Here is a 10,671-nt window from a genome sequence, read left to right as displayed (position 1 = left end):
ATTGACACATTAAGCTCCTTCATGTAAAGACGCAAAATCGCTACACAAAGCTCCATATCGGAGATAATGTCTCGATAATGCCCCATTATGATTCATCAGACCTGCGCCCTCTATCGGTGCTGCTATCCGACCTCGGGAAGCAGATCGAAGCATATCGCATATCACGCAATCTCAAGCAGGCCGAGCTTGCGGAAATGGCAGGTATCTCGCGTTCAACGCTCGCCCGCCTGGAAGCCGGTAATGGCGGGACCATCGATAGCCTCGCCAGGATAATGCGTGCGCTCGAAATTGAAGACCGCCTGCTGGATGTCATGCCGGATGCCAAGCTGAGCCCGCTCGATCCCCGGTCCGACACCGGCAAAGCGCGGCAAAGGGTGCGCAAGTCTTCTGAAGGTGAGGCTGGCGAGGAATGGAGCTGGGGTGACGAGGCCCCATGACGCGTGCCGTAGTCAATCTCTGGGGTCGTCAGATCGGCGCCGTCCTGTGGGATGAGGATCGCGATGTCGGGGTCTTCGAATACACCCCGGAATTCAGCCGCAGCGGTATCGAAGTCGCCCCGCTCACAATGCCCTTACGAAGCGGCGTCTACGATTTTCCCGCGCTGAATTACGAGACCTTCAAAGGGCTGCCGGGCATGCTGGCCGACAGCCTACCCGACAAGTTTGGCAACGCCCTCATCAATCGTTGGCTTGCCGAGCAGGGCCGCACAGCCGACAGCTTCGATCCGGTCGAGCGCCTTTGCTATACCGGTCGCCGAGGCATGGGCGCGCTCGAATTCGAGCCTGCTACCGGTGAGCGCCGTGAACAGGGCCGACCGGTCGATATCGCTCCGCTTGTCGAGCTCGCCAACAGGGTCGTTGCTGCGCGTGAAGAACTGGCCGGTGTCCTTAAGGGTGAAGATGATCATCGCGCACTTCAAGAGATCTTGCGCGTCGGCACCTCTGCTGGTGGCGCCCGGGCCAAGGCCGTCCTCGCCTGGAATGAGGAGGCCGGAGAATTCCATTCAGGGCAGCTGACTGCAGGGCCCGGCTATACGCAATGGCTGGTCAAATTCGATGGAGTGTCGGGCAATGCCGACAAGGAACTCGCCGACCCGATGGGCTTCGGACGGCTTGAATACGCCTGCTATCTGCTAGCCCGAGAAGCTGGCATCGACATGGCTCGCTCTCGTCTGCACGAAGAAGGCGGGCGGGCACATTTCATGACCCAGCGATTCGACCGCACGCCTGACGGCAAGAAGCTCCACATGCAGTCGCTTTGCGCGATGCGCCATTTCGATTTCAACCTCGCTCGCGCATACAGCTACGAGCAGGCGATTGAGACCATCCGCATGCTCGGCCTCGGACGCGAAGCGATCAAGGAGCAGGTGCGCCGCGCGCTGCTCAATGTCTTCATTCGCAACCAGGACGACCACACCAAGAACATCGCCTTCCTGATGGATAGCTCGGGTCGCTGGAGCCTCTCGCCCGCATTCGATGTCGTCTACGCCTACAATCCTGACGGGGACTGGACCAACGAGCACCAGATGTCTCTGGCCGGCAAAACGGACGGCTTCGAACGCGATGACCTGCTGGTATTCGGAAAGTTCGCTGATCTTAAAACTATTGAGACAAAAGCAATAATATCCGAGATCGGTGCTGCAGTAGACCGCTGGTCCCAATTTGCACGAGACGCCGGAGTGCCAAGTACCATGGCGCAGAAGGCGAGGATGGGATTCAGATCGTTCTAGAAGGCGATAGGCATCTTGGCGCGAGGACATTGATTTGGGGATTGAGGGGCAATCTTTGAACGGCGATCCGCTGTGGACCAAGACGGGCAGTTGGACGATGGGCCTCGACCCCCTTGGGCTTCAAGCTACCAGCATCAGAATCTATCAATCTCTGGTCCCGAACATCACCAACATTACCAACAGGCTGAGATACTACGCATATTTTCCGTGGCTGGTCAGCTTGTATGAAAAGCTCCACCACTCCGATGACCCAGCAAAATTTGCCAACTTCATGCGTCGCGGCGAGGCCCTCTATGCCCTCGCCACCCTCGTAGACGATCAGCAAGGCAGCGACGGTCTGGGTGGTTCGAACTGGGCAAGCCAGCATCGTTCCGAGGCCGCAGTCAACGGCATAGATTTCCGCCCCTACACCGACGACAGGACGTCGCCCCAAACCTACCTGCAGGCATCGCGCGGCAACTATGGCGTTGCCTATGCTCCAACCCTGGTCGAGATGGAGTGGCTGACCCGCTCATCGGTGCCCGTGACAAACGGGCGCGGTGAAACGGTGGCTTCCGCATTTGCCCACTCAATTGGACAGGTCGCCGACAACATTGAAGCTGTACTGCTTGCCGGCACAGCAACCGCCAAGCAGCTTCAGGATATCGGAGCCGCAATCCATCCGGCTAAGATTCCGTCAGGATCTCAAGAGCAATCCGTCCTTCGGGAGTTCCTGATCGGCACGCATGATACGACGAAGGACGCCCTGTCGCGGCGATCGACGATCTGGCTTGTTCTCGACCTCATACGTAAGGGTGTCGCCCCCGGCGACATCGATGCACTTCGAAAAGCATTCTATGCCCGACGATTGCCCAATGACGATGTGTACAATCAGTCTGCCGAAACGCTTGATCGCTGGCGTGCATACCAGGCCAACGAATTCGGGCAGGTTGCTTTGGCTGGTGCGTTGAACGCGCTGACCGGCTTGCAACGAGAAGACCATCCTTCTGGTATCGAACCAAAGGACCTGATCGGGAAGGTGATCGCAAGTTCACTTCCGGCAAGCAACCAAAGCTGGTCGCAATGGGCCAGTTCATTGGCGACTGACTCCGAAGCTGATGAACTGAGGTTGATCGAGCCCATACTCCAAGACCTGGGTAATGGTGTGCGGCCGGCGGAAGAAACCATGTTGTGCGCATTCAAGCTGCTCGCTGTGCTCTGGGCACGATGGGCGAAAGGTGACGAAGCTGTCCGGCCGATCATCGCGCGAATGGCGGGCCCCGACGGTCGCTCGCTCGATGGTGTCCTGCGCACCCTGGATCTGGCTCAGAGCCTGACAGCCGGTGAAGCCTTGGCCGCAGTCATGCTGAAGCATGTTGTTATCGACCATCAGATCATTGCTGGCCGCAAGCTCTCGACGGCAGGAACCTTCACGTATCACTTCCTCGTCGAAGACGGCCTGCTCAGTGAGGGCTTGCTGGGCGAGTACGGCTACACGACGCCGCGGTTGTTCAATCTGACCCGTGTTCTGAGAGATGCAGGGTATCTCAGCGACGATGGCGTGACGAGCGATGGGGAGGCGTTCCTTGAACAGCATCAGCCTCTTTAAAGATCTCGCGCGCACTGGCTTCCACACCTCGATCGTCACAACCTACTCGGTCGATGCGGCCTTCTACGATGGCTCGCTGCATCATCGGCTGCGCGTCTACGGAAGCGACAACAATATATTGATGGCAGATGCCAATATGCTCCAGCGGGCCATATCCGAGACGCCAGAGTCGTTTGGCCGTGCCGGCACGGCCTATGCCTTGTTGCCAATTTCAGTGCCTGGCGCATTCCATCCCAAAATCAGCGTCCGACTGGGCAGTGATGCCGGCTGCGTCATTGTTGGATCTGCCAACGCGACCGCAGCAGGCTGGGGCAGGAATCGCGAGATCGTCGGCCAATTCGAGTGGTGGCGCAAGCGCAACGATGGTGAGGAGAACGCCAATCGCCGGTTAATCCGCAAGGCATTCGATTATCTCTCAAAGTGGCTCCAGGAAGCGGGCCTCGAAGCGGTCAAGCGCAAACTCGACCTCATCGAACGCGATGCCGCGTGGTTGTTCGAGACTGAGGCGAATGAAGGTCCGGTCGAACTTAATGATGGTACGCTGATCGATCTGCTGTGCGAGGACGCCAGTGGCGGACCTAGCATCCTAAGCCGAATAGTCGGTCTGGTCGAGGGCGCAGCTGTGACTCAGCTTGTCGTGCTCTCGCCCTATTGGGACGCAAAACTCGAAGGCCTGCTCGGCCTCATCGAAGCTTTGAAGCCTGAGAAGACAACCATTGCTCTCAGTGCCCACAGCCCCGAGTTCCCCGTCGATCAACTCCATCGCATTCCGCAAGTCAGTTTTGCCGGGGTTTTCGATGGCAACGATGGCGCGCGGTTTATCCATGCCAAGGTCTTTGTGATCCAGACGGAGGATTGGGACCATATTGTCTACGGCAGTGCTAACTGTTCCGACGACGCCTTGGGCCTTACTGACCTCGCAGCGCGCAACGCTGAGTGTTCGGTCTATCGCCGTCTTCCGCCGGGTTCCGCACTTAAGCTGTTGGGTCTCGACCTGTCATCGACGATAAACCCATCCGACTTGATGGAGCCGACGAAGGAACTGCTCGAAGCGAAACCCGGCGCACCGCTACCTCTTGGCACGATCGAAGCGGCGGGAAGCAGCTTGCGCTGGGTGCCATCGAAACGAATTGCCGATCCGGAGGGCGCGGTACTCGTGATCCCCGAGGGCGAGTTTGAATTCTCGAGCGTCCGCAGCGGCAACTATGCACTCGATTTGCCGACCAAACCTCGGTTTCCGCTGATCGCACGGATCCGGCTGAACAACGGAACGCTCACCAGCGCCGTCATCGTGAACGATGCGGTCAGTTTAACCAACGCTGCACCTGGCTTGGGAGACAAGCGGTTACGCTCGGCGTTCGCGAAAGTGGAACTCGAGGGTGGCGACTTTCTCGAACTTGCCAGCCTTGCCGCGATCATCTTCTCCGAAACGCCCGAGAGCCGCCGAAAGGCGGCAAAAGTGGTCAGATCCATTGGCCAGACCCATGGCAAAGGAACAGCGGACGGGGACGACCACGTCGTCTTCGACTACGAGAGTCCTGAAGCCTTCCGAGAGGCAATGTCGGCCAGCGCACCGTCCAAGGGCGATAGCAGTCGGCTCAATTTCGACGACCCCGATGCGGTCAATCTCCTAAGGATCATTCTTCGTGGCATCGGCCAGGCGGATGAGGAGGAGGATGACCTCTATCGCGACGAGGGGCCCGACGGCGGCGATGGAGCCGATGGAAGCGACGGAGATAACAATTCGCATCAGTCCGGCGATCAGGGAGCTAGCGATAACGGGGACCCGCCGCCTCGAGAACCGCGTACGTACCGACGTGATGAGGCCGAAAGGCAAACCCTCGACATCCTGAAAGCTGTCGATTGCTTCGAAGCCTACATCGCGCGGTTGGCTGCCGAGGAAACCCCTCCGCCTCGCAAGCTCACCGCGGAAGTCTGCTTCATTCTTCGACTGATGGTCGAAGCGTGCCGTCGCCCGCTCCAGGTCAAAGATGGCGAACGGCGAGACCAGCTGTTCGCACTGGACCTAGAGCCCAAGCAACACGATCGCGAGCGCGCGTTTGTGGTCCGAGTTGGACGAATTCTCCAACGCCTGTGGCAGGGCAGTAAATCGGAGGCAGCTTTGCTGTCACGGATTTCGATCGGCCAGCATCAGACAGAACTGCCCTTCGACTGCTTTGCCTTGGTGGCGATCACGCGATGGGCGCTTGCGCGTTCAGTGATGGCAGTTGCTGACCACAAGCAGGCGGCTTTGGCAGGGTTCGTGACGAAAAGTGCAATCGCGATCTGGAAAGCAACCCAATCTTGGCCGCGGCTCGATCAAGAGGCCGAACTCGAATTTGTCGGCAAACTGGATGCTGCTCTAGGCATTGATCGCGAAGAGACAGAGCTTCTCCTTAAACACTATACCCAGCTCAACCAGCAACTCACGAACGCCGACGCATCTTGAGCGTGAACCTGCAGGCCTGCTCATTGCGCTCTCTCGAGGTAGCGACAAAAGGCATTTGCAAGTTGCATTTGTCTCGGCGTGCGGCACTCGGCTTCGAAGACTTGCGGAGAGCCAACCAGGATCGTCACGCATTTCGCGCGGGATGTCGCTACGTTGAGGCGATTGAGACTGTAGAGAAACTCCATGCCTCGCGGAGCGTCCGCATGCGAGGAGCTTGCCAGGGAGTAGATTGAAATCGGCGCTTCTTGCCCCTGAAATTTGTCAACGGTCCCAACCCGCGCCTGTGGCAGGCGCTGCTGAATTTCGAAGACCTGGGCATTGTACGGCGCGATGATCAGGATGTCATCGCTTCCGACGGGATGCTCTTCCCCATTCCGGTCAACCCAGGTCGCTCCTTGCTGGAGGATGTCGCCTACCAAGGCTGCGATAACATCGGCCTCCTCGGGAGAGCAGTTCTGATTGCCTTTGTGCTCGACGGGCAAGAAGCGGAGCCCCGTGCCCCCGGCGATGCCGCTGGCATTGACGCGTTGCCCAGCCGTTTCCTCCTTCGATTCAAGCTTGCCCTCATAGAAGAGTTCTGAAGTGAATCCGGAAATATCGGGATGCAGCCGCCAGGTAACGTCAAGGAACAGTCCTTCGTCAGATGCTATCGTCTGTTTCCCCGACAAGAGATGGTCCAGAGCCGAGCATCCAGTGCCGTCCGGATGGCTTCCCTGCATTGGTTGGTCGAGTTGCTGAGGATCACCAAGCAAGACCAGCGTTTTGGCTGCCTGCGAGACCGCGAGCACATTTGCGAGGGACATCTGCGCGGCCTCATCGACGAAAAGAACGTCAAGACATTCAAACGCGTCCTCGGTCGACCACAGCCACGCTGTCCCGCCTGCGACCTGGCATTCGCCATGCAAAGCGGAGAAGACCTCACCGTTACTCTTTTTGGCAAAGCGAAGTCGATCGGTGGCCTCTTCTTTTGAACCCCCTTTCGGCTTTTGAATGCACACAAGCGGCGTGGCGGTTTCCTCGGCAACCTCGATAACCTTGTCGAGTAGGTTGCGGATCACGTCGTGACCATTGGCTACGATCCCTACCTTTTTGCCTTGCTTCACCAGCTCGCAGATCATGTGCCCGCCAGTATGCGTCTTGCCGGTTCCGGGTGGTCCCTGGATCGGCAACACTCCTGACGCAACGAGCGGCGCAATCCGCACACCGGCGGCAAGCGGCGTTTCGCCGTCCATCCTGATGGGCGCATCGCCTCCGACTTGCGGGGCCACGCGCATTAGCATGTCTCGGGCAGGCCGGTAGGCATCGCCGTCGAACATGCCATGCTCGCAAACATAGCGTGCCAGTCGAACAAGCGATTCCTGCATGGGCTTCGATGAAACATGCTCGTGGACGAAGATTGCTTCGGGATGCTCGCTCGCCATGGCGGAGGTCTTCTTGATGTCGACAGTCCGGTGGCTGCGGGAAATGTCCTCGACAGAACCGACCGATTGGCCGCCCTGGACCTTAATTCCCTTGCCTCGGCGAATGTCGGCTTCCTGAGCCGGAAAGCTGTAACGATCGATCGGACATTTTGCCGTTCCACCCACTGTCTCGACGTACTGAAGACCCGAGAGGCCCGCGCGCTCATCCAGCAGATCTTCGGCAGAGAGGTCGCACAGGCGGAAGTATTCCCACCAGCCTGCCTTCTCCTCGCGGCGATGCCATTCGAGCAGGTTCGCCAACAGCCAGCGACCATGCTCCTCGGCCGACCGATCGGTCGGATCGACCGGAACCCCATCGGTAAGTTCCTCGATCAACGGCGTGATCAACTCGAGCCATTCGGAGAGGTTTTCGCTTGGTGCGCCATCGGCGATCTCCGGACGCGCAATATCGGCTCCCTGTTCGACCAATTTCTGCCGCTGCACTTCCAGCCAATCGCGCAAATATCGCGTCGCAACGCAGTCATCGCGGTTGTAAGCCTCGACGGTTGCGTGATCCTCGGCCTCGATCCCTGCGGGATCGTTCGCTTCGAGGCACAGCTGCAGCCGCGTCAGAGCCTGGTTCGCGTCGGGCAGTTTGGCATCGCGTTCATAGCCGAAGAGAGGCTCGAGCTTCTTTATCGAATAGCTTTCGACGCCAGCGCGAATTGCGTGTCGCACGACGCTGAGAAAGTCGACCAGAACCTTGCCGCGCAACAGCCGATCGAGTTCATCCTCGCGGGTGGCATAGCGGCCCATGAGCCGCTTGAGCGCTCCCGGCTCGTATCCCCCGTAGTGATAGACATGCAGGTTGGGATAAGTTTCCAGCCGCGCGATAACGAAATCGATGAAGGTTTCGAATGCTGCCTTTTCTGCCTCGCGATCGAGCGCCCAGAGCCCCTGATAGCGCGTCTCTCCGCCGTCGATGTAATGAAAGCCGTGGAGGTATTCGAGACCATGCTCTCCGACGAAGGGATCACCCTCGAAATCGAGGAAGATATCGCCTTCATCGGGCTCGGGCAGGCAAGCCAACCCAAAACCGGGCACTAGTGCAAGGAGCTCGAATTTGAGTTCTCCTGCAAGACGGCTTTCCAGCTGAACGCGGGCCTGCTCGCGAACGCGGGTGAAGCTCTCGAGCGAGCCGCGTTCTGGCTTCCAGGGCAAGGGCGTGGCGAGTTCGGCAAGCTGCGAAGCCGTCGTGACCCCGTGCGCCTTGAGTTCGGCGATCTGAAGGCTCGAAATCCCTGCCACGAGACAAAGATGGTCATCGTCGCGGCGTTGCTTGTCGCAGCGGGTGCTCCACACGCAGATATCGCAATGCGCGGCCGGTTCCGGATATGACTCCTGCGGATCCCCGCAAGCGAAATTGGCCGTCATTCCTCCCTTTACCTGGCGGTAGTATGCCCCGAAATCGGAAACGCGATAGCGCTCGGGCACAAAATCGGTCCAGGGTGGAACGACGTGCGCAAACTCCGGCATACGGCCCTGAACCTCGCCGATGAGCTCGGAATAGAGGCAAAGCTGGAGGACCGTCCCGCCTTTGGTCTCGCGGGCCAGCTTGGTGTCGACGGCTTCATAGGACCAACCGCCGAGATCGCTCGGCGTATCGACCTTCCGGAGGATGTCGGCGCGACCGACCCATGCGCCAGAACGCAGAGCGCCCTGCACGATGACGTCAACGCCTGCTCCCATGGCCTCGTGTGTCGCCGCAACAGCTTCATCCGTAACTTCAACACCGTCGATACGCACGACGTGCAGCCCGAGGGATGCCAGGTGCTCGACATAGTCCTGCTCATGTTTGGCCCCGCGTTCCCACAGAGCTTCGAGCAGAGGATCGTAATACTTGGGTTTCGACAGCTCACCCTTGGCAACGGCGTGCTCAAGACCACTCAGGTGCCGACAATTGAGGTAGCCGACCAAATCGGTCGCGCTGAAGCGAAGCTGATCATTCTGGATTTTCACGAGCTTTGCCCTCCTTGGGTACCTGGCAACTTTTCACTTCCGGAGCTTGGACCGCGCTTGGTTACTCCCAGCCGCGACGGATGTCGGTGCGATGGCACTGCGGACAATGAACCGCCGATGTGGGGCGATCGAGGCGCCGCGCTTCCCGGCGTTCGGCCTCGTCGAGCACTTCCGTATCGAAGCGGTAGCCGCAGTTCTGGCAACGGAACCGCACCATCTCAGTCATAGGTCACTCCCGCGTGCTGCAGGAATTCAGCCCAAAGCGCCTCGGCCGCACCCTCAGGGGTCAGACGCTCATCTTCGCGCCCGTAGCCAAACATCATCGGCGCAAGGAACAGTTCGTATTCGTCGGCCTTGATGCTGAAGCCGCCGTTCGCCGTGTTGTCCGGCGCGTTCTCCGAAAAAGAATAGAATATGTCGCTAAAGCCGTGACTGGCCCCGCGGCAATGCACCGTGATGTGCGCCACGCCGCGGTCGCGCGCCTTGTTGACCAAGGTGCAGCTGAAGGAGGTCTCCGTCAGCGGCGCGAAGCGTCCGCGCAAGTCGTCGATCGAATCGATTTCGGCGATGGCTTGCTCGAAGTAGGTTCGCAGCGATCGGAATGCCGCTGTACGAAAGTCGCTTCGATCGATCTCATCAAAGTCCCGCTTGACGCGATAGCGCCTTGCCGCGACCCCTGCTTCGGTGGCGACGGCCACCGCCGCGCTGGCATCTCCCGTATCCGGCCGGTCTTCGGTGCGAAGGATACGGCGGATTTCATTCACGACATCGAGGTAGGCATTGTTCTCGTTCGTCCATTCGCTAACCGGCTTGCCGTCGCGCGGAAGCGCCTTCAGCTGTCGCAGCGGCGATGCCGCCCAATCACAAGGCTCAATGATGATTGGGACAACCCGGGCATCCCCTGCAGCATGACGTTCGAGTGCGCGCTGCATCTCACGCTCCACGCAATAGTCGGAAGCGAGAAAGTCAGGACTGACAAGCAGCAAGAAGAGTTCGCACCCTTCGAGCTGCGCGGTGATCTCGGCATCAAGCTCCCCACCCGCCAGAATCTCGCGATCGAACCAGGCCTCGACCGCGCCCTCACGACGAAGCATCGCCAGATGCGTGTGCAACCGGTCGAGCGCGCCTGCGTCCTTGTGCGAGTAGGAAATGAAAGCCTTCACCGTGCCAGCCTTTCGAAAATGCCGATCAATGTTTCTTGTCGCGGGGCGGGTAGGGATCGTTGCCCGGCGCAACCGTGTCAGAATCACGCCAACGACCATCGCGTCCCTGGATGCGGACTTCGCCGCCGCCGAGATTTCCAACAGTCTTCTTGGCAGCCTTTTCGGCCTCCTTCTGCGTGCCATGCACACTGCTGGCCCGCTTTGCGCCGGGCGCTTTCACGGCCCAGCCCTTGTCGTGTTTGGTTACATATCGGTCCGCCATCGTATCCTCCGTGCGCATTGACTCGACTCGCTGAGTGTGTATATAAACTATACCTATGATA

Annotated in this window: 8 protein-coding genes; 4 read left to right on the top strand and 4 right to left on the bottom strand. The window is 59.2% G+C overall.

What is annotated here, in order from left to right:
* Positions 1–77: 77 nt before the first annotated feature.
* The 4 genes from K3148_RS07290 to K3148_RS07275 are packed head-to-tail and all read left to right on the top strand — an operon-like array spanning position 78 to position 5,766.
* Complete coding sequence (locus tag K3148_RS07290; protein ID WP_098104470.1) at positions 78–437, top strand: helix-turn-helix domain-containing protein; 360 nt, start codon at positions 78–80, stop codon at positions 435–437.
* Positions 434–1,729: a type II toxin-antitoxin system HipA family toxin gene (locus tag K3148_RS07285; RefSeq protein WP_221424197.1), complete on the top strand. Its 1,296-nt coding sequence runs from the start codon at positions 434–436 to the stop codon at positions 1,727–1,729. Before K3148_RS07290 ends, K3148_RS07285 begins: the two co-directional genes overlap by 4 nt.
* Positions 1,730–1,784: 55 nt before the next feature.
* Complete coding sequence (locus K3148_RS07280; RefSeq protein WP_247711508.1) at positions 1,785–3,317, top strand: hypothetical protein; 1,533 nt, start codon at positions 1,785–1,787, stop codon at positions 3,315–3,317.
* Positions 3,295–5,766: a phospholipase D-like domain-containing protein gene (locus K3148_RS07275; protein WP_221424196.1), complete on the top strand. Its 2,472-nt coding sequence runs from the start codon at positions 3,295–3,297 to the stop codon at positions 5,764–5,766. The genes K3148_RS07280 and K3148_RS07275 overlap by 23 nt, the downstream gene beginning before the upstream one ends.
* 20 nt (positions 5,767–5,786) lie before the next feature.
* Here K3148_RS07275 and K3148_RS07270 read toward each other — a convergent pair whose 3' ends face one another.
* From K3148_RS07270 to K3148_RS07255, 4 genes are all read right to left on the bottom strand, one after another.
* Positions 5,787–9,185 carry a TM0106 family RecB-like putative nuclease gene (locus K3148_RS07270; protein WP_221424195.1) on the bottom strand — a complete coding sequence of 1,133 codons (3,399 nt, stop codon included), beginning with the start codon at positions 9,183–9,185 and terminating at the stop codon, positions 5,787–5,789.
* A 61-nt stretch (positions 9,186–9,246) separates the two neighbouring features.
* A complete protein-coding gene (locus tag K3148_RS07265) occupies positions 9,247–9,411 on the bottom strand; it encodes a hypothetical protein (protein ID WP_221424194.1) in 165 nt (54 codons plus the stop codon).
* Entirely contained in the window at positions 9,404–10,348 is a 945-nt protein-coding gene (locus K3148_RS07260; protein WP_221424193.1) for a toll/interleukin-1 receptor domain-containing protein, read from the bottom strand. Before K3148_RS07260 ends, K3148_RS07265 begins: the two co-directional genes overlap by 8 nt.
* Positions 10,349–10,373: 25 nt before the next feature.
* The gene (locus K3148_RS07255; protein WP_120325014.1) at positions 10,374–10,610 is read right to left on the bottom strand and encodes a DUF2188 domain-containing protein; all 237 of its coding nucleotides are present in this window, start codon (positions 10,608–10,610) and stop codon (positions 10,374–10,376) included.
* Positions 10,611–10,671 lie beyond the last annotated feature (61 nt).

It is taken from the genome of Qipengyuania aurantiaca, from assembly GCF_019711375.1.
GTDB classification, from domain to species: domain Bacteria; phylum Pseudomonadota; class Alphaproteobacteria; order Sphingomonadales; family Sphingomonadaceae; genus Qipengyuania; species Qipengyuania aurantiaca.
This window is presented reverse-complemented; position numbering and strand designations above follow the sequence as displayed.